Origin of the sequence: Thermasporomyces composti (assembly GCF_003386795.1) — a bacterium.
Taxonomy (GTDB): domain Bacteria; phylum Actinomycetota; class Actinomycetes; order Propionibacteriales; family Actinopolymorphaceae; genus Thermasporomyces; species Thermasporomyces composti.
This window is the reverse complement of the sequence record NZ_QTUC01000001.1, coordinates 3253014-3278166: the sequence shown is the minus strand read 5'-3', so window position 1 is coordinate 3278166 and position 25153 is coordinate 3253014. Positions and strand designations below refer to the sequence as shown.

The 25153-nt window shown below is 70.5% G+C and carries 24 protein-coding genes; 9 read left to right on the top strand and 15 right to left on the bottom strand.

Going from position 1 to position 25153, the window contains the following annotated elements; genetic code table 11:
* Positions 1–83: 83 nt before the first annotated feature.
* Positions 84–311, top strand: a complete 228-nt coding sequence (locus DFJ64_RS14240) for an SCO4848 family membrane protein (RefSeq protein WP_245941319.1) — start codon at positions 84–86, stop codon at positions 309–311.
* A gap of 86 nt (positions 312–397) precedes the next feature.
* Here the strand turns inward: DFJ64_RS14240 and DFJ64_RS14235 are convergent, their stop codons facing one another.
* Positions 398–1396 (bottom strand): threonine/serine dehydratase, encoded by a 999-nt coding sequence (locus DFJ64_RS14235; RefSeq protein ID WP_245941131.1) that lies wholly within the window; start codon positions 1394–1396, stop codon positions 398–400.
* Between the two features lie 454 nt (positions 1397–1850).
* Between DFJ64_RS14235 and DFJ64_RS14230 the strand changes: the two genes are divergently transcribed.
* Entirely contained in the window at positions 1851–2933 is a 1083-nt protein-coding gene (locus DFJ64_RS14230) for a D-alanyl-D-alanine carboxypeptidase family protein (RefSeq protein ID WP_170152621.1), read from the top strand.
* Here DFJ64_RS14230 and DFJ64_RS14225 read toward each other — a convergent pair.
* The 4 genes from DFJ64_RS14225 to DFJ64_RS14210 all read right to left on the bottom strand — a co-directional run bounded on the left by DFJ64_RS14225 (position 2930) and on the right by DFJ64_RS14210 (position 7282).
* Entirely contained in the window at positions 2930–4093 is a 1164-nt protein-coding gene (locus DFJ64_RS14225; RefSeq protein ID WP_170152620.1) for a YihY/virulence factor BrkB family protein, read from the bottom strand. The two genes, DFJ64_RS14230 and DFJ64_RS14225, sit on opposite strands and share 4 nt — an antisense overlap.
* Positions 4094–4141: 48 nt before the next feature.
* Positions 4142–4708, bottom strand: a complete 567-nt coding sequence (locus tag DFJ64_RS14220) for a 2'-5' RNA ligase family protein (protein WP_115850892.1) — start codon at positions 4706–4708, stop codon at positions 4142–4144.
* Between the two features lie 11 nt (positions 4709–4719).
* The gene (gene trpS, locus DFJ64_RS14215; RefSeq protein ID WP_115850891.1) at positions 4720–5727 is read right to left on the bottom strand and encodes a tryptophan--tRNA ligase; all 1008 of its coding nucleotides are present in this window, start codon (positions 5725–5727) and stop codon (positions 4720–4722) included.
* A gap of 196 nt (positions 5728–5923) precedes the next feature.
* Entirely contained in the window at positions 5924–7282 is a 1359-nt protein-coding gene (locus DFJ64_RS14210) for a hemolysin family protein (protein WP_115850890.1), read from the bottom strand.
* 388 nt (positions 7283–7670) lie between these two features.
* On the opposite strand from DFJ64_RS14210, the gene galT reads away from it, so the two are divergent.
* From galT to DFJ64_RS14190, 4 genes are read left to right on the top strand one after another with little or no spacing between them, the layout of a single operon-like run.
* Entirely contained in the window at positions 7671–8876 is a 1206-nt protein-coding gene (gene galT, locus DFJ64_RS14205; protein ID WP_115850889.1) for a galactose-1-phosphate uridylyltransferase, read from the top strand.
* A complete protein-coding gene (gene galE, locus DFJ64_RS14200; RefSeq protein WP_115850888.1) occupies positions 8873–9886 on the top strand; it encodes a UDP-glucose 4-epimerase GalE in 1014 nt (337 codons plus the stop codon). The genes galT and galE overlap by 4 nt, the downstream gene beginning before the upstream one ends.
* Positions 9883–11022, top strand: a complete 1140-nt coding sequence (gene galK / locus DFJ64_RS14195) for a galactokinase (RefSeq protein WP_115850887.1) — start codon at positions 9883–9885, stop codon at positions 11020–11022. The genes galE and galK overlap by 4 nt, the downstream gene beginning before the upstream one ends.
* 17 nt (positions 11023–11039) lie before the next feature.
* Positions 11040–12020, top strand: a complete 981-nt coding sequence (locus tag DFJ64_RS14190) for a formylglycine-generating enzyme family protein (RefSeq protein WP_245941130.1) — start codon at positions 11040–11042, stop codon at positions 12018–12020.
* 67 nt (positions 12021–12087) lie between these two features.
* On the opposite strand, the gene DFJ64_RS14185 is transcribed toward DFJ64_RS14190, so the two are convergent.
* From DFJ64_RS14185 to purN, 5 genes are all read right to left on the bottom strand, one after another.
* Positions 12088–13311, bottom strand: a complete 1224-nt coding sequence (locus tag DFJ64_RS14185; protein ID WP_115850886.1) for an NADP-dependent isocitrate dehydrogenase — start codon at positions 13309–13311, stop codon at positions 12088–12090.
* 103 nt (positions 13312–13414) lie between these two features.
* Positions 13415–14383, bottom strand: a complete 969-nt coding sequence (locus DFJ64_RS14180) for a malate dehydrogenase (RefSeq protein ID WP_115850885.1) — start codon at positions 14381–14383, stop codon at positions 13415–13417.
* A gap of 357 nt (positions 14384–14740) precedes the next feature.
* Positions 14741–15154 (bottom strand): DUF3017 domain-containing protein, encoded by a 414-nt coding sequence (locus tag DFJ64_RS14175; RefSeq protein ID WP_115850884.1) that lies wholly within the window; start codon positions 15152–15154, stop codon positions 14741–14743.
* A 275-nt stretch (positions 15155–15429) separates the two neighbouring features.
* Entirely contained in the window at positions 15430–17001 is a 1572-nt protein-coding gene (purH, locus tag DFJ64_RS14170) for a bifunctional phosphoribosylaminoimidazolecarboxamide formyltransferase/IMP cyclohydrolase (RefSeq protein ID WP_115850883.1), read from the bottom strand.
* Positions 16998–17603: a phosphoribosylglycinamide formyltransferase gene (gene purN / locus DFJ64_RS14165; RefSeq protein WP_211310832.1), complete on the bottom strand. Its 606-nt coding sequence runs from the start codon at positions 17601–17603 to the stop codon at positions 16998–17000. Before purN ends, purH begins: the two co-directional genes overlap by 4 nt.
* A 120-nt stretch (positions 17604–17723) precedes the next feature.
* Between purN and DFJ64_RS14160 the strand changes: the two genes are divergently transcribed.
* Positions 17724–18482, top strand: coding sequence for a DUF4190 domain-containing protein (locus DFJ64_RS14160; protein ID WP_115850882.1), 759 nt, complete (start codon positions 17724–17726; stop codon positions 18480–18482).
* On the opposite strand, the gene DFJ64_RS14155 is transcribed toward DFJ64_RS14160, so the two are convergent.
* Complete coding sequence (locus tag DFJ64_RS14155; protein ID WP_147304710.1) at positions 18442–19671, bottom strand: cell division protein PerM; 1230 nt, start codon at positions 19669–19671, stop codon at positions 18442–18444. The genes DFJ64_RS14160 and DFJ64_RS14155 overlap by 41 nt on opposite strands.
* A gap of 371 nt (positions 19672–20042) precedes the next feature.
* Here DFJ64_RS14155 and DFJ64_RS14150 point away from each other — a divergent pair, with 371 nt between their 5' ends.
* Positions 20043–20564, top strand: coding sequence for a SigE family RNA polymerase sigma factor (locus tag DFJ64_RS14150; protein WP_115850880.1), 522 nt, complete (start codon positions 20043–20045; stop codon positions 20562–20564).
* A 213-nt stretch (positions 20565–20777) separates the two neighbouring features.
* On the opposite strand, the gene DFJ64_RS19270 is transcribed toward DFJ64_RS14150, so the two are convergent.
* Positions 20778–21164, bottom strand: a complete 387-nt coding sequence (locus DFJ64_RS19270; RefSeq protein WP_147304709.1) for a hypothetical protein — start codon at positions 21162–21164, stop codon at positions 20778–20780.
* On the opposite strand from DFJ64_RS19270, the gene DFJ64_RS19265 reads away from it, so the two are divergent.
* Positions 21139–21636: a hypothetical protein gene (locus DFJ64_RS19265; RefSeq protein ID WP_147304708.1), complete on the top strand. Its 498-nt coding sequence runs from the start codon at positions 21139–21141 to the stop codon at positions 21634–21636. The genes DFJ64_RS19270 and DFJ64_RS19265 overlap by 26 nt on opposite strands.
* A gap of 213 nt (positions 21637–21849) precedes the next feature.
* Here the strand turns inward: DFJ64_RS19265 and sucD are convergent, their stop codons facing one another.
* The 3 genes from sucD to DFJ64_RS14130 all read right to left on the bottom strand — a co-directional run bounded on the left by sucD (position 21850) and on the right by DFJ64_RS14130 (position 24615).
* The gene (gene sucD, locus DFJ64_RS14140) at positions 21850–22734 is read right to left on the bottom strand and encodes a succinate--CoA ligase subunit alpha (protein WP_115850878.1); all 885 of its coding nucleotides are present in this window, start codon (positions 22732–22734) and stop codon (positions 21850–21852) included.
* Between the two features lie 15 nt (positions 22735–22749).
* A complete protein-coding gene (sucC, locus tag DFJ64_RS14135) occupies positions 22750–23952 on the bottom strand; it encodes an ADP-forming succinate--CoA ligase subunit beta (protein WP_115850877.1) in 1203 nt (400 codons plus the stop codon).
* Positions 23953–24111: 159 nt separating this feature from the next.
* Positions 24112–24615, bottom strand: a complete 504-nt coding sequence (locus DFJ64_RS14130; RefSeq protein ID WP_115850876.1) for a cobalamin B12-binding domain-containing protein — start codon at positions 24613–24615, stop codon at positions 24112–24114.
* Between the last annotated feature and the right edge of the window lie 538 nt (positions 24616–25153).

Genomic DNA, 25153 nt, shown 5'->3' with positions numbered 1-25153 from the left:
GGCCCAGCGGCTGGGACCGCACGGCTGCGCGCAGGGGCCCAGGAACCGGGCTCGCGAGCGCTCGCATACTGGGTCCCGTGCGCATGACGAGGAAGGTCGCCGGCTTCCTGCTCGCGGTCGCGGTGTGGAACGTCGCGACCTACGCCAACTTCACCTACAACCTGGCCAACACGAGCGGCCGGCCGACCGGCTACTACGTCGCCCACGCGATCCTCATCGTGGTCAACCTGGCGATCGCGGTCGTGCTCGCGGCTCTCGGGGTCCGGGCGTGGCGCGCCGCCACCGCCGACGACACCTCCACCGCACGGTGAGGTCCCTGGACGATCGTCGCGCCCGAGCATCCGCGTCTCAGACGCTTCGACGCGACCACCGCAGGACACGTCGAGCGACCTGACCGTCACGCGGCGTGTGGTGGACTGAGCAGCTCACCGGAGCGACTGACGGGCAGGTCCGTGGTGTTGCCACCCGACACCACGACCACCACGGTGGTGTTGGGCTCCGGGACGAACGCGCCACTCAGCAGCGCAGCGAACGCCGTCGCGCCACCGGGCTCGGCGAGGATTCGGCACCGTTCCCACAAGAACGTCCGCGCGGCCACGATCGCGTCGTCGGACACCAGGACGGATTGGGTGCCTCGACTTGTCGCCACCGCGTGGGCGATCCGACCGGCCTCGGCGGCGCCCATACTGTCCGCCGCCACGCCACCCACCTGCGCGCGCACGGGACGACCGGCCGACACGGCCAGGTGCAGGGTCGGACAACGCTCGGGCTCGACCGGTACGACCGCGCACGAGTCCCCGAGCGCCAGCGCGACACCGGCGTACAGGCCACCACCGCCACACGACACCAGCACGGCCGAGGCTTCCGGCACCTGCTCGACCAGCTCCAAGCCCAGCGTGCCTTGGCCCGCCACGACCTCTGGAGTGTCGTACGCGTGGATCTCCAGCACCTCCCGCTGCGCCGCCCACTCACGGCTCGCCGCCAAAGCCTGCGGGTAGTAGCCGTCGACCACCACCACCTTCGCGCCATAGGACTCGATCCGCTCGACCTTGACCGACGGCGAGGTGGCGGGCACGAAGACGTGCGCGGGAACGCCCACACGAGAGGCGGCCCACGCCACCGCCGCGCCGTGGTTACCGCCGGACGCGGCCACGACGCCAGCCTCGGGGACCGGGCGAGCCAGCAGCGTGTTGAGGGCCCCGCGCGCCTTGAACGACCCCGTGTGCTGGGTCAGCTCCAGCTTGAGCACGACGCGCACCCCGCGACCCGCCCACGGCACATCCACCTCGTCATCGGCGAGGCTGAACGTGGGGGTTCGGCGAATGTGGCCCCGGAGCCGGGCAGCCGCCCGATGCAGGTCCGGCGCGCTCGGCACCACGATGGACTCGGTTGCCACGATCTTCTCCAGGTTCGACCTTCTCCAGGTTCGAGCGTCCGGACGTCACGCTGCGTCCACCGTCACGCTGGGTCGACTCCCCAATCACACGAGGCCAACCAACCGTTCGGAGAGGCGTACTAGTCTGTCGCCCACCATGCCTGGGGAATCCTCGACGTCGCGCGACGACGTCCCACGTGCCATCGTCGTCACACTCGTTGTCGCCACGTTCTGTCTGGCCATTGGTCTGACCACCCTATCCACGTCGGCGAGGGCTGGAACCGTCGCTGGGCACGCGGCCCCGACGCCCACACCGACGCTCCCGCGGACGTCGGCCACGACATCGACGCCGGCGCCGACAGCCACCGGGAGCCCAAGCGCACACCCGACCAAGACTCCGGCGCCCTTCGGCCGCTACCACCCGGCCAATCCGTTCAGCGAGCCGGTCGGCGGTGCCGCTCTCGGTCGGTCAGGCGTGGTCGTCGACCCCAACGCGCCCAAGCCCCCGCCCGACGTCGACGTCAGGTCCTACCTCGTGGCCGACCTGGACACCGGGGAGGTGCTCGCGGCCAAGAACGCGCACCAGCGTCTGTATCCGGCCAGCACCCTCAAGACGCTGACCGCGATCACGCTCATCCCCCGACTCGACAAGCGCGCGCTCTACACCGCGGTGCGGGAGGACGCCGACCAGATCGGCAGCCGGGTCGGCATCGAGGCCGGCCACGTCTACACGATCGAGCAGCTGTTCTACGGGCTGTTCCTGTCGTCCGGAAACGACGCGGCGCAGGCTCTGGCGAACGCGAGCGGGGGTACCGAGGTCGCGGTCCGCCTCATGAACGAGGAGGCCGCCCGGCTGGGCGCGTTCGACACCCACGCGGTCAACACCAGCGGTCTCGACGAGCCCGGCCAGCTGTCCTCCGCCTACGACCTGGCCCTGTTCGCGCGGGCGGGGATGGCCAACCCCGACTTCCGTCGCTACGCCACCACACCCCGCTACGACTTCCCAGGGCGGAACGGCAAGACCTACCAGATCCAGAACGGCAATGACCTGCTGAGCGAGTACCCGGGCGCGATCGGGGTGAAGAACGGCTACACCACGAAGGCCAGGAACACCCTCATCGGTGCCGCGGAACGGAACGGCCGTCGGCTTCTCGTCGTCGTCATGAAGACCGACGCGCCGTCGTGGAAGAAGGTCGCGAAGCTGCTCGACTGGGGCTTCGAGGTCGGCGCGGAGGTCGAGCCGGTCGGCACGCTCGTCACTCCGGAGGATGTCGAGCGCGCTCGGCAGGCGCTCGTCGCGGCACGGCTCGCGACAGCCGGACCGACCACCCACCAGGTCGCCTCGCCGTCGGCGGCGGGTGTCACGTCGATCGGCACGCCGACCGCCGTCGTGACCGCGCCCATCGCCTCCCGGCAGGTGGCGATGCTGCCCACCCTGGTGCAGCGCGTGCCGCTCTGGCTGTGGGTGCCTGGGGTGGTCTTCGTGGTCCTGGCCAGCCTGCGGGTCTACACCTACGTGCGCGCCCGTCGACGAGCGGTGGCCTCGCCACCGGCCTAGCCCGGTACCTCGTCCTCGGTGAAGCGCTCGCGCAGGCGGTGCCCTGAACTCCGCTGGAGCCCTCGCCTCCGGTGACGCTCGCGCCGACACCACCTGCGGGCCAGGAGCCAGCCGAGCACGAGCCCTCCGCTCAGCCCGCCGAGCGTCGGTGCCAGCGCACCACGGCGACGGCAGGCCCGGTCGGCCTGGCCCACGGCAGGCCTAGGAGGCGCGGCACGGACGGACGCGCCCCTCCCTAAGGCGGCCTCGTCCGGCGCCGCCTCCTGCACCTGGGCTCGCCAGCGCGTGTCCGTGGCCACCAAGGCCGCCCCCAGCACCACCAAGCGCGCCGTGTAGTTGATCCAGACGAGCAAGGCGATGAGGATCGCGAAGGCGCCGTACAACGGGTTGTCGAGGACGCGTCCGACGATGAGACCGGCCAGCTGCTTGAGGACCTCGAATCCGACTCCGGCGAGCAAGGCACCCTCCCACACCACCCGTGGGGACACCCCGTGGTATGGCAGCAGCTGGTAGATCGCGAAGAACAGCAAGGTGTTGACGGCCACGCCGACCACCACCGCCGCGACGTACAGCGCCCACCGCGCGCCTCCCAGTCCGGTCAGACCCAGCAGGTGGACGAGGGTGTCGGTGAACGCCGTCACCAGCGTGCCAACCGTGACGGTGACGAGCAGGACGATTCCGAGGACCACGAGGGCCGCCACGTCGACGAGCTTGGCGACGACGACGTTCCGCTCCTTGGCCGGAAGCTCGAAGACCGCCTGCAACGCGTCGCGCAGGGCCGACACCCAGCCCAGCCCGGAGTAGAGGAGCACGACCAAACCCACGAGGCCGACGCCCGTTCGTCGCTGCGCGATGCGGTGCACGTCGATCTGGTCGGGTCCGCCACCGATGAGCCCGGGCAGGATCGAGCGCAGCGCCGAGGTCACCGCCTCGTCCGCGCCGGGCACGTACGTCACGACGTAGCCGACGCCGGCGAAGGTCACCGCGACGAGCGGAAAGAAGGACAGGAAGGCGAAGTAGGTCACCGAGGCCGCGAGCTGGCTGCCCTTGACGGCGTCGTAGCGGACCAGCGCGCGCACGAGGTGGTCGACGAACAAGGACCGACGGCGGATGCGGCGAAACAGCGCCTCGGCACGATCCTTGATGTCACGAAGCCTCACTCCCTGTCGGTACCCCGCCACAGCGGGGTACCACGAATCTCGGCGCGCTCAGCGCCGCAGGGAGGCCACGGACGAGGGGCGGTTCGGGACGGGACCGGGAAGAGGTCCACCGAGCGCGAAGTCCCGCTGGGGTCGCCACACCGAGTCAGCACCGTGCTCGTACAGGCTGAACCCTTCCACCGTGAACGTGCACTCGTAGTCCTCGAGCGCTTCGTAGGCCTTGTCCAGGAGGTGGTCGGGCAGGTCGTGCGCGATCGTCACGTGCGGGTGGTACGGGAACGCCAGCTCCCGCTCGAGCGGCCCGCTGCGGATGCCGTTCGCGAGCTGCTCACACGAGGAGATGCCGTCCGAGACCGCCACGAAGACGACCGGCGACACCGGGCGGAACGTGCCCGTGCCACGCAGCCGCATGGTGAAGGGCCGGCCCGACTCGGCGACGGCGAGCAGGTGCCGCTCGATGCTCTCGAGCACGTCGTCCTCGACCTGAGTGGGCGGCATGAGCGTCACATGGGTGGGAATGGCCTCGGCCAGCGGGTCGCCGAGCGCGGCACGCCAGCGCTGCAGCTCCCCGCCGTACGGCTCCGGGATGGCGATAGCGACACCGATCGTGCGCACGCTCGCCTACCTCAACGCTTCGCGGGGACGAATCCGAGACGGTCGTGGACCTGACGCAGCTTCTCCGACGCCACGGCCCGGGCTCGGTCCGCGCCACGGGCCAGGATGCCGTCGAGGGTCTCGCGGTCCTCCAGCAACGCGAAGGTCCGCTCGCGGAAGGGGGTCACGAACTCCACGACGGCGTCGGCGACGTCTCGCTTCAGGTCGCCGTACCCCTTGCCGGCGTAGGCGTCCTCCAGCTCCGGAATGCTACGCCGGGTGAGCGCGGAGAGAATCGTGAGCAGGTTAGAGACGCCGGGCTTCTCCTCCTCGTCGAACCGCACCTCCCGACCGGAGTCGGTGACCGCACTGCGAATGCGCTTGGCGGACACCTTGGGGTCGTCCAGCAGCTCGATGATGCCGTTGGGGCTCGAGGCGGACTTGCTCATCTTGACCCGCGGCTCCTGCAGGTCGTAGATCTTGGCGGTCTCCTTGATGATGTACGCCTCGGGCACCCGGAACGTCTCGCCGAACCGGTTGTTGAACCGCTGCGCGAGGTCTCGGGTGAGCTCCAGGTGCTGCCGTTGGTCCTCGCCGACCGGCACCTGGTCGGTGTCGTAGAGCAGGATGTCGGCCGCCATGAGGACCGGGTAGGTGAACAGCCCGACCGTCGCGGCTTCCACGCCCTGCCGCTGCGTCTTGTCCTTGAACTGCGTCATCCGGCTCGCCTCGCCGAAGCCGGTCAGGCAGCCCAAGATCCACGACAGCTGGGAGTGCTCGGCGACGTGGCTCTGGACGAAGAGCGTGCAGCGCTCGGGGTCGAGCCCGGCGGCCAGCAGCTGCGCCGCCGCCAGCAGGGTCCGCTCCCGCAGCCGGTTGGGGTCGTGGCCGACGGTGATGGCGTGCAGGTCGACCACGCAGTAGAACGCGTCGTAGGTGTCCTGCATCTCCACCCACTGCCGGATGGCACCGAGGTAGTTGCCCAGGTGGAACGAGTCAGCAGTGGGCTGGATACCCGAGAACACGCGCGGTCGCGGCATGCCAAGAATTGTGCCAGCAATCCCGCCCAGCGCTGAGCGCCCTTCCGTCCGAGCGCACGCCACCGGTGGGGCATACTGATCGGTCCCACCGGTCAGCGAGGCGCACGGCCCTCACGGCGTACGAGCCGCGGACCGAAGGTGCCGAATCGCCCGATTCTCGCCGACTCTCGCTGACCCGTCACCGACGTGGGTGGCGTCAGCCACCGACGGGTTGCCCGCTCCGTGGGCCCGACGCCGCCTCCGGCGGTGCCGGCTCGCCGGCCGCGGGCTCCTCGGGAGGCTTGGGAGTGAACCGCACCTTGGCGATCCTGCGGCCATCCAGCTCGGTCACCGTGAACACGTGACCGTCGAACGCCACGTGCTCGCCGACCGTGGGCAGGTGACCGAGCTGGGCGATGACGAAACCGGCCACCGTCTCGTAGGGGCCGTCCGGCAGCGTCACCCCGGTCTCCTCGCCGAAGTCGTCGAGGCTGAGGCGGCCCTCGACCTCGACGTCACCGGAGACCAGTCGTCTCGAGGCCGCCTGCGCGGCGGTGTCGTACTCGTCCCTGATGTCCCCGACCAGCTCCTCGACGAGATCCTCGAGGGTCACGATGCCGGCCGTACCGCCGTACTCGTCGAGCACGATCGCCAGGTGCTGGCTCCGCGCGCGCATCTCCGAGAGCGCGGGGAGCACCCGCTTGGTACCGGGCAGGTAGAGCACCTCGCGAGCCAGGTCGCCGACCCGGACCGACCGGTTCGCCACGTCCGGGTCGAGCAGGTCACGAACGTGGACGAAGCCCACGACGTCGTCCGCCGACCCGCGCACGACCGGATACCGCGAGTGGGGCCGGTCGCTGACGAACCGCACGCTCTTGTAGACCGGCATGTCGGCGTCGAGGAAGTCGACCTCCGTCCGCGGCAGCATGACCTCCCGAAGCTGCCGGCTGCCCGCGGCGAACACCTCCTCGACGATGGCCCGCTCCTCCTGGCCGAGCGTCTCGTGACCGGTCACGAGCTCGCGCAACTCTTCCTCGGTCATCCGTTCCCGGCTGACGTTGGGGTCCCCGCCGAGCAGCCGGACGACGACGTTGGTCGACTTGGACAGGAACCAGATGATCGGTCGGGAGACCTGCGCGATCCGGTGGATGAGCGGCGCCAGAGCGAGCGCGAAGGACTCCGCGCCTTGCAGGGCCAGCCGTTTGGCGGCCAGCTCGCCCAGGACGATCGACACGTACGACACGACCACGGTGATGAGCACGAGGGCCAGCGGATCGGCCGCGCCGGCAGGCACTCCCAGGTCACGCAGGACGGGGGCGAGCTCGGACGACAGGTTGGCGCCGGCGAAGGCGGAGGCCAGGAAGCCGGAGAGGGTGACCCCGATCTGCACGGAGGAGAGGAAGAGGTTCGGATCGCGAGTCAGCTGCGCGACCCGCTCACCCCGCCGGCCACGTTGGGCGAGGGACTTGACCTGACCCTCCCGGAGGGAGACCAGCGCCATCTCCGCGGCGGCGAAGACGCCCCCGATGAGGATGAAGATCAAGGCCAGTCCGATGTTGGCCAGGACATGGTTCATCGAGGATGCACCACCAGCTCACCGCAGCCGCAGCCCACGCCAGGGTGAGCCGGCCCGCCGGCTCGCCGGAGATGGGCTCGCAGCCATGTCACCACCCTAGCGATGTCCAGGCCGCCGGCACCTTCCTCGCGAGCTCCTCGCAAGGTGCGCCGGTCCTGGACGGCCCATGACCGGCCGTCGCGAGCTGACGCCCGCGCCGGGGACATCCGTCCGACGCTAGGGTGTCTGCGTCCTCGAAGGGCACGACCGGTTCCGGGAAGGGCGCGACGGGCCAGAGCGGACGAAGGCCACCCGACGGCACGAGACATGCCACGAGGGCAGACGAGAGGATTCCGGGCACCGACGGCGCCCGAGACTCTCAGGTCACGCAGGAGACGACGAGCACACGATGAGGAAGACGTCGACCCGGCTCGCCGACGGACGCGAGCTCCTCTACTTCGACGAGGGTGACAGCGCCGACCGCGACGTCCTCGACCAACGCACGCTGCCGGAGCGGTCCGGGGGCTCGGAGCTCCGCTACGACCCGGTGTTCGACGAGTGGGTCGCGGTCGCGTCGCATCGGCAGGACCGCACCTTCCTCCCGCCCGCTGACGAGTGCCCGCTGTGTCCCTCGCGGGACGGCCGGCTGACTGAGATCCCGGCGTCCGACTACGACGTCGTGGTGTTCGAGAACCGCTTCCCCTCCTTCTCCGGCGCGTCCTTCTCCGGCGCGGCACCCGACCTCGCCGCCGGCGTGGGTGCTGGCCTCGTGGACGGCTCGCTCGACGGCGCCAGCCAGGAGGCGGCGACCGGTCTCATCGACGCCCGTGACCTGTTCGCCCGTCGTCCCGGGGTGGGCCGGTGCGAGGTGGTCTGCTTCACCTCCGACCACGACACAGCGTTCGCGCAGCTCACGCCGCAACGGGTCCGCACGGTGATGGAGGCGTGGGTCGACCGCACGGTCTGCCTCGGCTCCCTGCCCGGCGTGGAACAGGTCTTCTGCTTCGAGAACCGTGGCGAGGAGATCGGCGTCACCCTGCGCCACCCGCACGGCCAGATCTACGCCTACCCGTTCGTGACCCCGCGCACCCGGCAGATGCTCGCCTCGGCCCAGCGGTACGCCGAGCGCACCTCACGCAACCTGTTCGAGGACCTCGTGGCCGGCGAACGCTCCGCCGGGGTGCGGATCGTCGACGAGTCCGAGCACTGGACGGCCTTCGTGCCCGCGGCGGCCCGCTGGCCGGTGGAGGTGCACCTGTATCCCCGGCGACGCGTGCCGGACTTGCCGGAGCTCACCGCGGCCGAGCGCGACGACTTCGGCCCGATCTACCTTCGCCTCCTGCGCGCGCTCGACCGGTACTTCGAGGGTGTCGACGCCCTGCCGTACATCGCCGCGTGGTACCAAGCACCAGTGCGCGTCGGGCGCGAGCACGCCGCCCTGCACCTGCGGGTGTTCTCGATCCGACGAGCTCCCACCAAGCTGAAGTACCTCGCGGGATCGGAGTCGGCGATGGGCGTGTGGATCAACGACGTGGCGCCGGAGGCGATCGCCGCCCGGCTGCGCGAGCTGGTGCGTGAGGACGCCGCCGTCGGCCGGGATGGGACGGTCCGATGAAGCTGCTCGTCACCGGCGGAGCCGGGTACATCGGCAGCGTGGTGACCGCCCGGCTCCTGGAGGCCGGCCACGAGGTCACCGTGCTCGACGACTGCTCGACGGGACACCGCGACAACGTGCCGGACGGGGCGCGGTTCGTGCCGGGTGGCCTCGACATCGCGGCCGCCGTCCTCGACCCGTCGTACGACGGTGTGCTCCACTTCGCGGCGAAGTCGCTCGTGGCGGAGTCGGTACGCCGTCCTGACCTGTACTGGCGCGCCAACGTCGGCGGCACCCTCGACCTGCTCGACGCCATGCGGCGACACGGCGTACGCCGGCTTGTCTTCTCCTCCACGGCCGCGACGTACGGCGAGCCCGCGCGCATGCCCATCACCGAGGACACGCCCCCGCTTCCCACCAACCCCTACGGCGCCTCCAAGCTCGCAGTGGACCGCATGCTCGAGGCGGAGGCGCGCGCCTACGACCTGGCTCCGGTGAGCCTGCGCTACTTCAACGTCGCGGGCGCCTACCTCCGCCACGGCGAACGGCACGACCCCGAGACCCACCTCATCCCCAACCTGCTCGCCGTCGCCGCGGGCGAGCGCCCTGCCGCACAGGTCTTCGGCACCGACTACCCCACCCGCGATGGCACGGCCGTGCGGGACTACCTCCACGTGGTCGACCTCGCCGACGCCCATGTGCGTGCTCTCGACGTGGCCACACCAGGCCACCACCTGGTCTGCAACCTCGGCACCGGCCACGGCTCGACGGTCCTGGAGGTCATCGCGGCCGTGCAACGGGTGACCGGCCGGGAGGTGCCAGTCGAGGAGTGCCCGCGACGCCCGGGCGACCCGCCGGTCCTGGTCGCGTCGTGGGAGCGGGCGGCACAGGAGCTCGGCTGGAAACCCGTCCGTGACCTCGACACGATGGTGGCGGACGCGTGGGCGTTTCGTCAGGGTCTCGTGGTGCCCGACCGCGCCGGATCGGCGCCACATCGGGCGAGCTCAGGAGCGGGAGGGAGCAGGCGGTGAACCTGCGTGCGGACTTCGAGACGGCGTTCGGTCGGCCGCCCGAGGGGAGCTGGGTGGCGCCCGGCCGGGTCAACGTGATCGGCGAGCACACCGACTACAACGACGGCTTCGTGCTGCCGATCGCCCTCCCGCAGGGAGTGGTGGCCACCGCCGCTCGCCGCGACGACGGTCTGCTCCGGATGGTCTCCCGCCAGGCTGACGGGCGGTTCGAGATCCCGGTGGACGGCCTGAAGCCCGGAGACGTCGACGGCTGGGCGGCCTACGTCGCCGGCGTGGTGTGGGCACTGCGTGAGGCCGGACACGACGTCGGCGGGCTCGACGTCCTGGTCGACGGCGACGTGCCGCTCGGCGCTGGGCTGTCGTCCTCGGCCGCGTTGGAGTGCGCGACCGCCCTCGCGGCCACCGAGCTGTACGACGTCGCGGTCGACCGGCCGACTCTCGCCAGGCTCGCCCAGAAGGCCGAGAACGACTTCGTCGGGGTGCCCTGCGGGATCATGGACCAGTCGGCGGCCCTGCTCTGCGAGCGGGACCACGCGCTGTTCATCGACACCCGCTCGCTGGCCACCGAGCAGGTCCCGCTCGACCTCGCGGGTCATGGGCTCGCGCTGCTGGTGATCGACACCAAGGCTCCGCACCGCCTCGTCGACGGCGAGTACGCGGCCCGTCGGCGGGTGTGTGAGAAGGTCGCCAGCGACCTCGGGGTCCCGGCACTGCGCGACCTCGAGAACACCCCGATCGAGGCCACGCTGGCGCGGATCGCGGACGACACCGCGCGACGGCGGGTGCGGCACGTGCTGACCGAGAACGAGCGGGTGCGCCAGACGGTCTCCCTGCTGCGCGCCGGATCGCCACGTGACATCGGGCCCCTGCTCACCGCCTCCCACGCGTCGTTGCGGGACGACTACGAGGTGACCGTGCCCGAGCTGGACACCGCGGTCGACGCCGCGCTCGACGCCGGCGCGCTGGGCGCCCGCATGACCGGTGGCGGTTTCGGGGGCTGCGTCATCGCGCTGGTCGACGCCGACGCGGCCGAGGCCGTCGCGCGACGGGTGGCCGAGGCGTTCGCCACCGCCGGGTTCCGGGCGCCGCAGTGGTTCGTCGCTACGCCGTCGGCTGGCGCCCGGCGCCTGGCGTGACGACGAGGTGGTGACGAGTGTCTGCGTGCTGTGCCGCGGGACGGTCCGACCACACCGGAGCGATCGCCGACGACGACCTGCCGTTCGAGATCCCCTCGCGGTCGCCGCGCGAGGTGGCGCGTGGGATGGTCGCCATCCCCGGCGGGCGCTTCCTCATGGGGGGCGACGACCCGGACGCTTTCCCGGCTGACGGGGAGGGGCCGGTTCGCGCCGTCACCCTGGATCCCTTCCTCATCGACGCCACGCTCGTCACCAACCGGCAGTTTCAGGCGTTCGTCAAGGCGACGGGCTACGTCACCGACGCTGAGCGGTTCGGCTGGTCGTTCGTGTTCCATCTCTTCGTGGGCCCGGAGCAGCGGCGGTACGTCATGGACGCCACCGTGCCCGACGCGCCGTGGTGGCTGGCCGTCGAGGGGGCCAACTGGCGGGCGCCAGAAGGCCCGGGCAGTGACATCGCGACGCGTCCGAACCACCCGGTGGTCCACGTGTCGTGGCGGGACGCCTACGCCTACGCGCGATGGGCGGGCAAGCGGCTCCCCACCGAGGCCGAGTGGGAGCGAGCCGCCCGGGGCGGGCTGGAGCGCGCCCGGTACGCGTGGGGCGATGAGCTCACGCCACGCGGACGCTGGCGGTGCAACATCTGGCAGGGCCGGTTCCCCGGCCACAACACCGCCGAGGACGGCTTCGTGGGGACCTCGCCGGTGAAGTCGTACGCCCCCAACGGTTTCGGCCTCTACGACGTGGCCGGCAACGTCTGGGAGTGGTGCGCCGACTGGTGGAGCACGACCTGGCACGTGGAGGACCGGCCCGAGACACGCACGAACCCGACCGGGCCGCCCACCGGCCAGGAGAAGGTCATGCGCGGTGGCAGCTACCTGTGTCACGAGTCGTACTGCAACCGGTATCGGGTCGCCGCGCGAACGAAGAACACCCCCGACAGCTCGACCGGCAACCTCGGGTTTCGGTGTGCGGCTGACCTTCCGCGCGAAGGCTCCTAGGGCGCTGTGAAACGAAGCGCGCGGCCCACGCCGGGGCCGCGCGCTTCACGTCGGACGCGGGACGGGCTCAGCTCCCGGCCTTCATGCGGGCAGCGAGGTTGTCGGCGAGGACGTCGAGGAACTCGTCCGTGGTCAGCCACGGGGTGTCCTCGCCGATGAGCAGCGCGAGGTCCTTGGTCATCTTGCCGGACTCGACCGTCTCGACGCAGACCTTCTCGAGCGTCTGGGCGAACGCCTCCACCTCCGGGGTGCCGTCCAGCTTGCCGCGGTGCGCGAGTCCTCGTGTCCACGCGAAGATGGACGCGATCGGGTTCGTCGAGGTCTTCTCGCCCTTCTGCCACCGGCGGAAGTGCCGGGTGACCGTGCCGTGGGCGGCCTCCGCCTCGACCGTCCGGCCGTCCGGCGTCATCAGCACGCTCGTCATCAGGCCGAGAGACCCGAAGCCCTGCGCGATCGTGTCGGACTGGACGTCACCGTCGTAGTTCTTCGCGGCCCACACGAAGCCGCCCTCCCACTTCAGGGCCTGGGCGACCATGTCGTCGATGAGACGGTGCTCGTAGGTGAGACCGGCCTCCTCGAACGCGCCCTTGAACTCGCTCTCGAACACCTCGGCGAACAGGTCCTTGAACCGACCGTCGTACGCCTTGAGGATCGTGTTCTTCGTCGACAGGTAGACCGGGTAACCGCGCTGGAGGCCGTAGTTGAAGCAGGCCCGGGCGAAGTCCCGGATCGAGTCGTCGAAGTTGTACATGCCGAGCGCGACGCCGCCGCCCTTGAACTCGGCGACCTCGAACTCCATCGGCTCGCTTCCGTCAGCCGGGGTGTAGGTGATCGTCACCTTGCCCGGGCCGGGCACGACGAAGTCGGTGGCCTTGTACTGGTCGCCGTGCGCGTGGCGGCCGATGACGATCGGCTTGGTCCAGCCCGGGACGAGCCGCGGGATGTTGCCGATGATGATGGGCTCCCGGAAGACGACACCACCGAGGATGTTCCGGATCGTGCCGTTGGGCGACTTCCACATCTTCTTCAGGCCGAACTCCTCGACCCGGGCTTCGTCGGGAGTGATCGTCGCGCACTTGACGCCGACGCCGTGCCGCTTGATGGCGTTCGCGGCGTCGATCGTCACCTGGTCGTCGGTGGCGTCCCGGTTCTCGATGCCGAGGTCGTAGTAGTCGAGCTGAATGTCGAGGTACGGCAGGATCAGCCGCTCTTTGATGGCCTTCCAGATGACACGCGTCATCTCGTCGCCGTCGATGTCGACGACGGGGTTCTTCACCGTGATCTTCGACAAGGGGTGCTCCTTGGGCCAGGACGTGCTCGCTGGCTCGCGCGTCGGCTCTCCGACGCGAACCGGCGGGCCTGGGTGGACGGTGCGAAGGGGGTGTCTTCAGTTGTCAGAGGTTCCGCACGTCGGCCTGCTTGGCCCGGACCGCCTCGGCGGCCCGGCGTAGATCGGCCAGCTCGCTCTCGGCCAGCTCGGTCTCGACGACCCGGCGGACGCCCTCACGGCCGATCTCGGCGAGCACGCCGAGGTAGACGCCCGCGATGCCGTACTGCCCCTCGACCCACGCGCAGACGGGCATGACGGCCCCGGAGTCCTCCGCCACCGCGCGGGCCATGCGGGCCGCGGCGGCCGACGGAGCGTAGTAGGCGGAACCCGTCTTGAGCAGGCCGACGATCTCGGCGCCCCCGTTGCGGGTCCGCTCGACCAGCGCGTCGACGTCCTCCTTCGGCAGCACCTCGGTGAGCGCCCGACGCTGGCCGTCGATCTCGACCGTGCACTTGCTCGGGACCGGCACCATCGTCTCGCCGTGGGATCCCAGGGTCAGTGTCTCCACGCTACCGACCGGGACGCCGAGCTTCTCCGCGACGAAGTACGAGAACCGGGCGGTATCGAGCACGCCCGCCTGCCCCATGACGCGGTGATGCGGGAAGCCGGTCGCGATCTGCGCCAGGGCCGTCATCTCGTCGAGGGGGTTGGAGACGACGATGACGACGGCGTTGGGGGCGTACTTGGCGACGTTTTCCGAGACCTGTCGGACGATGCGAGCGTTGGTCTCCAGAAGGTCCATCCGGCTCATACCCGGCTTGCGAGGCATCCCGGCGGTGATCACGACGATGTCCGAGCCGCCGATCACCTCGTAGCCCTCGCCCGAAGGGCCGGTCGTCTGCCCGACGACCCTCGTCTCGAAGCCCTCGATCGGTCGGGCCTGGTTCATGTCGAGCGCGAGGCCTTCCGCCTTGCCCTCGATGATGTCGGTGAGGACGACCTCTTCGAAGATGTCGTACTCGGCGAGCCGCTGGGCGGTCGTCGACCCATAGAAACCCGCCCCGACGACGGTGACCTTGCCGCTGCGCGCCATGGGGTGTCTCGCCTCCTGGGTTGCCCGCCCGCCGGCGGGACTCAGCCGTCACGGACTGTCGTGGCGTCACGAGAACGGAAGATGTCTTGACGCCAAGATACTTGTGCCGAGCCTATCCGAATAGCTTGAGCCCCGGACGCCAGGGGTGGGCGGAACCTCGCGGGAACCACCGAAGGAACCTCGGGCGCCACGGTCCACCCGCTCCCAGATCGTCCGGTTCATCACGGGCGCTGCGCCCCGCGGTGGCTTGTCGGACCTGTCCAGATGCACCCTGCGTCCAGGTGCGCCCTGTGTCCAGGTACGCCCTGTGTCCCGACGCGCACTGCGAGCCTCGATGGGCGAAGGCCAGGATCGTGCTCACCGGATGTCCGGGATCGCGAGAGCCAGGACCAAGATGCCCAGCCCCATGGCGGTCAAGGTCAGCACGTCCGTCGTCCGGCTGCGCAGCACCAGCAGTCCCGCCCGGCGGGTCGTCAAGACCAGCCGGAACAGCGCCGCCAACAGCACCGAGCCCGCCAGCATCACCATGCCCGGCCGGAAGTCGGCGACGACCGCGCTCACGAGCGAGATCGCGACACCAGTGAGGACGACCAAGAGCGGCCACTGGCGTCGAGGCCACGGACGAATCGGCGGCAGCGGTTGGCCGGGGTTGTGCGTGCCTCGCTTCCAGAACGCCCACCAGGGCTCCCGGCCCCCGGCGGACCCGTCCCTGGCAGAGCCGGAAGCACGGCTGGTACGCCCGGCGGACGCGACGCCCGGCTGGTCGACCATCGCCTGATCCTCCCGCTCCGGCTGGCCAGCTGTCGGGTGCTGGCCCGCCCCGGCGTTCTCGTACCTACGGAGAGTACCGCCCACCGACGATCTCACCCTGCCCGCTCACCCTGCCCGCTCGCGCTGTCCGCGGCCAGCCGGCTCGCCGCCAGCGCACCGGCAGCAGCGCTGACGGGGCCACTCCCCCGGGGCCCGTCCGTCCGTGACGTCGCCTTCCGTGGGATCTCCGTGCGCTCCACGTGGATTCGGCGGGACCCGGGGACCCAGCGGCAACGTCAGTGGAAGAAGTGCCGGGTGCCGGTGAAGTACATCGGGACACCGGCCGCGGCCGCCACCGCGATCACCTCGTCGTCGCGTCGAGAACCACCCGGCTGCACCACCGCTCGCACGCCGGCCTCGATCAGCACCTGCAGCCCGTCGGGGAACGGGAAGAACGCGTCGGACGCCGCGACCGCTCCGGCGGCCCGCTCACCAGCCCGGCTGACAGCCAGCCGCGCCGAGTCGACCCGGTTGACCTGACCCATGCCCACGCCGACGGTGGCGCCGCCGGAGGCGAGCACGATGGCATTGGACTTGACGGCTCGCACCGCTCGCCACGCGAACGCCAGGTCGGCGAGCACCTCCTCCGGGACCGGCTCGCCACTGACCAGGCGCCAGGTGGCCGGATCATCCCCGGGAGCGTCGACCGCGTCCACGCTCTGCACGAGCAGACCACCCGAGATCGGCCGGAGCTCGACCCCACCGCGGGTCGCGGGCGGGCATCGCAGGAGCCGGACGTTCTTCTTGCGGGTGAGGATCTCCAGCGCCTCGGGTTCGAAGTCGGGCGCGACGACCACCTCGGTGAACACCTCGGCGACCTGCTCGGCCACCTGGGCGGTCACCGGTCGGTTCGCGCCGATGACTCCGCCGAAGGCCGACACCGGGTCACAGGCGTGCGCCTTGCGATGCGCCTCGGCCAGGTCGGCCCCGACGGCGATCCCACAAGGGTTGGCGTGCTTGATGATCGCCACCGCAGGCGCGTCGAAGTCGTAGGCGGCGCGACGAGCCGCGTCGGCGTCGACGTAGTTGTTGTACGACATCTCCTTGCCGTGCAGCTGCTCTGCCTGAGCCAGGCCCGGCACCGCACCATGCGCGGCGGTGTAGAGAGCAGCACGCTGGTGCGGATTCTCGCCGTACCGCAGCACCGCCTGACGACGCCAGGTGGCGCCCACCCAGCTCGGGAGCTCGTCGTCCGCGGTGGCCGCGTACGAGCCCATCCAGGACGCGACGTGCACGTCGTAGGTGGCGGTGTGCTCGAACGCCTCCGCCGCGAGGCGCTTCCGCTGCTCGGCGGTGAACCCACCACTGGCCAGTGCCTCCACCACGTCGCCGTAGCGAGCCGGTGAGGTCACGACCGCGACGTTGGCGTGGTTCTTGGCCGCTGCGCGGATCATCGCCGGGCCGCCGATGTCGATCATCTCGACGACCTGGTCGGCATCCGCCCCCGAGGCGACGGTCTCGGCGAACGGGTAGAGGTTCGATACCAGCAGTTCGAAGGGCTCGATGCCGAGCTCCTCGAGCTGGCGGCGGTGGTCGGGGTTACGCACGTCAGCCAGGAGGCCGGCGTGGACCTTGGGATGCAGCGTCTTGACCCGCCCGTCGAGGCACTCGGGAAAGCCGGTCAGCTGCTCCACGCGCGTCACGGAGACCCCGGCGGCCTCGATGGTCGCCGCCGTCGATCCGGTGGAGACGATCTCGACGCCGGCCTCGGCCAGAGCGCGGGCCAGGTCGCCCAAGCCGGTCTTGTCGTAGACGCTGACGAGCGCCCGACGGATGGGTCGCCGCTCGTCGGTCGCTGGACCGTTCACGGGATCGTGACCTTCCTTCCTCGAACCGTGTAGCCGTGGCGGACCATCGCGCCGACGACGTCGACGAGCTGCCGACGTTCGGCGACCTTGATGCGCTCGGTGAGCGTCTCCTCGGTGTCGTTCTCCTCGACCGGGACCGCGACCTGAGCGATGATCGGTCCGGCGTCGATGCCCTCGTCCACGACGAAGAGCGTGGCCCCCGTGACCTTCACGCCGTAGGCGAGCGCGTCGCGTGGCGCGTGAATGCCGGGGAAGGCCGGGAGTAGAGAGTTGTGGCTGTTGATGTAGCGACCGCCGAACGCCTGGAGGAACCTCTTTCCGACGAGCTTGAGGAATCCTGCGGAGATGACGAGGTCGGGCTCGTAGGACGCCACCCGCTCGGTCAGCGCGGCATCCCATTCCTCCCGGGTCGCGAAGTCACGCAGTCGTACGGTGAAGGTGGGGACGCCGGCACGGGCTGCGCGCTGGAGCCCGTAGGCGTTGGTGCGGTCGGAGCCCACGGCGACGACCGTGGCGCCGTAAGCGGGGTCTTGGCACGCGTCGAGCAGGGCCTGGAGCAATGTGCCCGAGCCGGAGATCAGGACGACCAGGCGTGCGGACAGGATGACTCCTCGCTGTGCGTGGCCCCGGATGATCGCGTCGAACGATCCGGGCACGTTCCGATGCGGTAGGACGTTCCGCCACGATAGCGGTAGGTGAGCAACCGACGAGGGAGAGCCCCTGTGAGCAGCCCCGAGAAGCGTCCGGGCGACGACGACCGCCACGACGAGGAGCCGGTGACCTCCCAGCCGGCCGCCGACCAGACCGGCCCCGGGAAGGACGACGAGACCCGTTCGAGCGAGAACGCCTCGACGGAGGCGCACGGACGAGACACTGACGACCCGGGCTCGATCAGGCTCGCCCCCATCCCGCCCGAGGGAACGGCCGCACCAGCCGACGCTTCCCGGGTGTTCGGCCAGCCGCCACCGTCCTCGCCCTACGCGCGCATGCTCGCCGGCAAAGCCCGAGGCGACCGGGCCGGCACGCCGGGAGCGGACCTCGGCCCGGGCGCCGACGCTGGGTCCAGCCCCGGTTCCGAGCCGCGGACGACCCTGTCGGAGGAGGAAGCCCGACGGCTCCGCAACCGCGGGCGGTACGCCCTGGCGCTGGGTCTCGCCGGCCTCCTGGCGGCCTTCATCGCGTTCCCGCTCGGACCGATCCTCGGCGTCGCGGCGATCGTGCTCGGCGTGCTCGCCCGCCGCGCCGCACGCGACGCCTGGACGACCGTGCCCGGTGCGAAGGCGGGCATCGTGCTGGGCATCGTCGCGACGGCCCTCTCCACCATCGTGATCGTCACCATGGTGGTGTTCTGGGACGAGGCGATGGAGTATCAGGAGTGCATCTCCGGGGCCAACACCCAGACCGCCCGGGAGGCGTGTTACGAGCGACTCATGGAGCGCCTCACCGAGCGCCTCGCACCCGCCGGGACCATGCCGCGCTGAGCCGGGCTCGTCCCCAGATCCACGCGCCGAGGAGCAGCACGCCGGAGGCGCTCGCGATCGCGAACGTGCTGACCGCGACGACACCGACGCCGAGCACGGACGGACCGACCTCGACCAGACGTCCGGGACCACCCGAGCCTCGGGCAAGGGCCACACAGCCCGTGCAGGCCAGCCCGGTCACCATGCCGGCGAGCACACCTCTCAAGACCGCCGCGTCAAGCGCGAAGTTGGGAAAGCGTCGGGTCGTCGCCACGCCGGCCGCCATTCCGGCGAGGATCGGGACGCCGAGCAGCGCGACACTCCAGACGGGTGGCTCACCCTCGCTCGGAAGAGCGGCCAGCAGCGGAAACGCCGGCATCGGGCCCAAGACCACCCCGCTGGGCGACACCACGGTGGCCGTTCCCATCGCGAACCCCGGGCCAAGGGCGAAGGCCAGCGCGTAGAGCGCTGCGTTCGGGAGATACGCGAGGCTGAGGACGAGCAACAGCACGACACCGACGGGACCGGGCGCCAGCGCCTTGGTGACGTCCGCCACCTGCCCGATGTGTGCGAGCAGGACGCCGGCGACGAGCAGGACGCCCCCGGTCAAGGACGCCAGGAACCCGGTGAGACCGCCGTGCAGCGCGGCGCGGAGCCACTCCGGGCACGCCCTCCACCAGGCGGTCGCGCGGCCACTCGACCGCAGGAAGCCCGCGGAGCCCACGACCGTCGCGAGCGCCGCGGCGTGGCCGAAAGCGATCGTTGGCGCGGGTGTGGCACCGTCGGTCCCGGCCACGACCGCCACCACAGTGGCGAAACCGCCGTACGTCGCCGCCAGCGCGAGCACCCCGGCCAGCAGTTCACCGGCCGCCGACGACGATCGCCCTGCCCACGCCCCGGCTCGATACAGCAGAAGCACCGGCACGAGCGACAACCCCAGCGGCACCAGGTCGAACCTGCCGTTCCCCAGGTCGATCGGGACGCGATGCGCCAGCAACCAGGCGTCCAGGCCGACGCGAAGCGCACCGGCGAAGCTACCGCCTGAGGCCGCGAGCCAGCCGATCACGGCCAGCGCCGCGCAGGGCAGGGCGCCCACGAGGCCGGCCCAGCCGGCGGCCAGCACTGCTCCGACAGCTGCCGGTCGGGAGGTCGGTGGGGTGGACGGTTGGTCAGCGGAGGACGCGGCTGGGCGCGGACGCACGTCGGTCATCGCCGCCATGCTCGCAAGCCCTGCTGGATCGACTCCGCGGGACACGCCGACGGAGAGATCGTTCACCGGCCTCCGGTGCTCGGCGCTCTCGGCTAAGTTCTAGCCTCGGCGCGAGGGTGCGCGCCGGCCGACCGTTGAACCAGTGCGACCACCGACCAGTGCGACCACTGGCCCAGTGCACCGTTGAACCAGTGCACCGTGGGCGGCGCTGTCCGGGAGCGAGCCGCTATGGGTAGGTTTGTCCCCTGCGCACCTGCCGACAGCGGTCAGCGTCCGCACCGCGACGTGTGGTGAGGAGAGCGTCCGCTGCAACCTGGGGTCTGACTGCGGTGTCATCACATGTGGGAGTCGCCCGACGTGGCGGAGGGCTCATGGGGAATGCGGACGACTTCGATGCCTTCTACCTCGCCACCCGCCAGCGGCTGCTCCACCAGATGTACGCGATGACCGGGAACCTTGCGGATGCTCAAGACTGCGTTCAGGAGGCTTACGCGCGCGCCTGGCAACACTGGTCCGTCGTGGCGGAACACGCCAACCCCGAGGCGTGGCTGCGCACCGTCGCGTGGCGGATCGCGGCGAGTCGCTGGCGCAAGCTGAAGAACGGGATCGCCGCGTTGACCCGTCACGGGCCCCCAGCGCACGCCCCAGAACCCAGTCCGGACAACGTCGCCCTCGTCGAGGCGCTGAAGGAGATTCCTGAGGCGCAGCGCCAGGCGATCGTCCTGCATCACCTCGTAGGGCTCTCGGTCGACGAGATCGCCCAGGAGACCGGCGTGGCCATTGGCACTGTCAAGGCTCGACTCTCGCGAGGCCGGACCGCTCTCGCGCAGCTGCTGCGCGAGGACGACGCACCCTCGGTCGAAGCCGCGGAGGAGACCCAGAATGCCCGCTGACTTCGAGCGCGAGGTCACCGATCGCCTGTCGCTCCTCCGCACCGACCTGGACAAGGTCACGTGGGCCGACGGCGCGACGATTCGTCGTCGAGGCCACCAGCGACAGGTGCGGCGGGCCGCGACGACAGGTGCCGCCGTGGTGACCGTGGTCGGCGCCCTCGGCTACAGCGCCATCGTGGGGCTTCCCTACGATCCGGTGACGCTCGCGACCCGTTACCTCCAGTCCTCCTCAGCCGATCGAACCGCAGTGACCAGCCCTGGCGGCACGACGGAGTCGTCGGAGCGATCCCCGACGGACTCGGAACGGACGTCCGATCGTTCCAGCTCCACGCGCGCCTCCGGTGTCGCCGTACCGGCGCCGCACCCCACGAGGCCTGGATCCCCGGAGGACACCAGCCCGTCGCCGACCACCCCCATGGGCACCAGCCCGGAGGCGACGACACCAGGACCGACGCCGAGCACACCGTCGACGTCGCCATCGGAGTCACCGAGCCCGAGCACCCCCTCGGAGTCGCCGGCCACGACCCCGCCTTCGCGACCCGATCCGGCGGCGAGCCTGCTCACCTCAGAGGAGATGCCGAAGGTCAACGACTCGGGCACCAGCTGGACCTCGACCGGTACCGAGGACGGTGAGGGAGCGAGCCCGGCGTCGGTCTGCCAGGCGTCCGATCTGCGGAGCCTCGGCGCGGTCGCGGTGGCGCGTCGCAACTTCGTCTGGGGCTCCGACGCCCAGGTCGCTGGGGCCAGCGTGGTGGCCGTCTTCGGCTCAACCAAGGAGGCTCGCGCCGCCTCCAGGACGTACGCCACGTGGCTCAGCGACTGCGCGTGGGGGTCTCCCCACGGGCCGAACGACATCAGCGTGTCGTCCGGCGTCGCGAGGTGGTGGTGGATCGGCCGCGAGCTCTCCGACGGTTCGGGCGAGATGGAGATCGTCGGCTTGGTCCGCCGGGGCAGGGCGGTGTCGGTGATCGTCTGGCACCAAGCTGGTCAGGACCTCAACTACGAGAGCGATCCGATGGAGCCCGCGCTCCGGGCCGCCTGGAACCGCTTGTCCGACTACACCACGGGCTGACCGTCGGACCTGGCAGGCTCTCGAACCTGACAGCTTTCGAACCTGACAACTTCCGGACCCGACAGCTTTCGGACCCGACAACGCGAAGGGCCTTGGGGGTGCGACCCAAGGCCCTTCGCGTGCAGGTGGCGTCCTCCCGCGGGCGCTCCATGTCGACGCGAAGAAGGTCGACGCGAAGAAGTCGACGCGGAGGAGCCGTCCGGTGTGGTGAGCTCAGAGGCTCTCGGCCACCTCGCGGGCGATCCGAGCCGTCTCGCTGGGCGTCCGGCCGACCCGCACACCGCAGGCCTCCAGTGCCTCCTTCTTCGCCTGCGCCGTGCCGGACGAGCCCGACACGATGGCGCCCGCGTGCCCCATCGTCTTGCCCTCGGGCGCGGTGAAACCGGCGACGTAGCCGATCACCGGCTTGCTGACGTGGGCCTTGATGTACTCGGCCGCGCGCTCCTCGGCGTCCCCACCGATCTCGCCGATCATCACGATCAGCTCCGTCTCGGGGTCGGCCTCGAAGGCCTCCAACGCGTCGATGTGCGTCGTCCCGATGATCGGGTCGCCGCCGATGCCGATACAGGTCGAGAAGCCGATGTCCCGCAGCTCGTACATCATCTGGTACGTCAGCGTCCCGGACTTCGACACCAACCCGATCCGACCCGGACCGGTGATGTCGGCGGGGATGATGCCGGCGTACGCCTTGCCGGGCGAGGCGATGCCCGGGCAGTTGGGGCCGATGATCCGCGTGCGGCCACTGCGCTGGGCGCGGGCGAAGAACTCCGCCGTGTCGTGCACCGGGACGCCCTCGGTGATGACCACGACGAGCGGCATGCCCGCGTCGATCGCCTCCTCCACCGCCGACTTCGTAGCCGCCGGCGGCACGAACACCACGCTGACGTTGGCTCCGGTCTCCTCCATGGCCTCCGCCACGCTCGCGAAGACCGGCAGCGTCGTGCCGTCGAAGTCGACCTTCTGACCAGCCTTCCGGGGGTTGACGCCGCCGACGATGGTCGTGCCGGCGCGCAGCATCTTGCGGGTGTGGATGCTGCCCTCGGAGCCGGTCATGCCCTGGACGATGACCCTGCTGTCCTCGTTGAGAAAGATCGCCATCTCGGCAGTCGCTCCTTAGTTTCCGGCCGTCGCCGAGGCGGCGAGCTCCGCCGCGCGGCGCGCGGCACCGTCCATGGTGTCGACCAGCTCGACGCCGGCCAGCTTCGCCTCGGTGAGGATCCGCCGGCCGAGCTCGGCGTTGTTGCCGTCGAGACGGACGACCAAGGGCTTCGACACAGCCTCGCCGCGCTCCTCGAGCAGCCTGAACGCCGCGACGATTCCGTTGGCCACCGCGTCGCAGGCGGTGATGCCGCCGAAGACGTTGACGAACACGGCCTTGACGTCGGGGTCGGAGAGCACGATCTCCAGGCCGTCCGCCATGACCTCGGCTGAGGCGCCACCGCCGATGTCGAGGAAGTTGGCAGGACGGACACCGCGGCCGTCCGGACCCGGGAACTCTTCACCGGCGTAGGCCACGACGTCGAGCGTGCTCATCACCAGACCCGCGCCGTTGCCGATGACGCCGACCTCGCCCTGCAGCTTGACGTAGTTGAGGTCCTTCTCCTTGGCCCGCTGCTCCAGCGGATCGGCCGCCTCCTTGTCCTCGAACGCGGCGTGTTCGGGATGCCGGAAGGCGGCGTTGTCGTCAAGCGTGACCTTGCCGTCCAGCGCCTCGATGCGCCCGTCTCCCCGTTTGACGAGAGGGTTGACCTCCACGAGCGTGGCGTCCTCGGCGGTGAAGACCTCCCACAGCCGCAGGATGGCCGCGACGGCGTCGTCGGCCACCTCAGCGGGGAAGCCCGCCGTCGCCACGATCTCGCGGGCCTTGGCCTCGTCGACCCCGTCGATGGGGTCGATGGGGATCTTGTGTACGGCCTCGGGCTTGGTCCGAGCGACCTCCTCGATCTCCACGCCGCCCTCGGTCGAGGCGATGCACAGGTACGCGCGGTTGGCCCGGTCGACGAGGAAGGAGAAGTAGTACTCCTCGGCGATCTCGGCCGCAGGGGCGACCAGCAGCTGGCGCACCGTGTGGCCCTTGATGTCGAGGCCGAGGATGTCGCGGGCCCGGTCGGCGGCCTCGTCGGGATTCGCCGCGAGCTTCACACCGCCCGCCTTGCCGCGCCCTCCCGTCTTGACCTGCGCTTTGACGACAACCGGTACGCCCAACTCCGCAGCGGCGGCGCGCGCCTCCTCCGGAGTTCGGACAACCCGGCCGAGTGTGACCGGTACACCGTGGTCGGCGAAGAGAGTCTTCGCCTGGTATTCCATTAGGTCCACGAGCGCGCTCTTCCTGATCGGTTCGCGTACGCCTGGTTGTCAGGGTTCGTTACTCGGGGCTCCACATCAGAACCCGCGGCGAGCCTAGTCCCGCCCTCAGGCGTGGTCACCGGCGGGTCGGCGCCCGAGTACAGCGCGTCCGTGGACGTCCACGACCGGTCAGGCTGACTCGGCGCTCGCTGGCTCGGCCGGTTCGCCCAGGTGATCGCGCACCCAGGTGACGATCTCCTGTGTCGGGGTGCCGGGCGTGAAGACCTTCGCGACCCCCAGGTCGGTCAACGCCTGGATGTCGGCGTCGGGGATGATGCCGCCGCCGAACACGACGATGTCGTCCGCGTCGCGCTGTCGGAGCAGGTCCAGGACCCGCCGGAACAGGGTCATGTGGGCGCCGGACAGGATGGACAGGCCGATGCCGTCCGCGTCCTCCTGAATCGCGGTCTCGACGATCTGCTCAGGCGTCTGGTGCAGCCCGGTGTAGATGACCTCCATGCCGGCGTCTCGGAGCGCTCGGGCGACCACCTTGGCTCCCCGGTCGTGTCCGTCGAGACCCGGTTTGGCGATGACGACCCGGATGCGCCCAGCGGGTGACGGGGTCGCCGCCGCCCTACGTCCAGCGTCGGCACCGGTGTCGGGTGTCGATCCTCGACTCTCCGGCACTGCCATCCTCGGCTCCTTCGTGACCCTCAGGCCTCACCGCGCGGGGGGTGGACCGGTCCCCCCCCCGCTCGAGCTGCCTCCACCATGGCACGGATGGCCACGGGATGGGGCGACCAATGGCACGGACGCGACGACCTCGACGCTAGGACGACGGAACGCCCTCCGGAACGCCGTGACGATCGTCACGAATTCGGCGAATCTCGATACGGATCGTAGCCAACCCTGTCGGCTGAGCGGCGTTTGTCACGATTCGTCATCAACGGATGAACCACAATCCGTGTGCGAGCATTTGGCACCGGTTGACACATCCGTTATCGTCTCCGCCGTCCGTACCTTGGCTGCCCCCAGGCAGCAGTTGAGGAAGGGTAAACGTCCGTGGCCGAGCCCGGGAAGCACCGCCGTGCTGCGCCGGCCGCTCGCTTTCGGCCGTCCCGCCCGCGGGTTTACGTCGGCAGGCGTATCCGGACGGAGAGAGACGACGCCCAGCCTCTGCGGCTCGGCGGAGCTCGCGACGCCGGAGTCAGCCGCACCACACCTGCGCCAG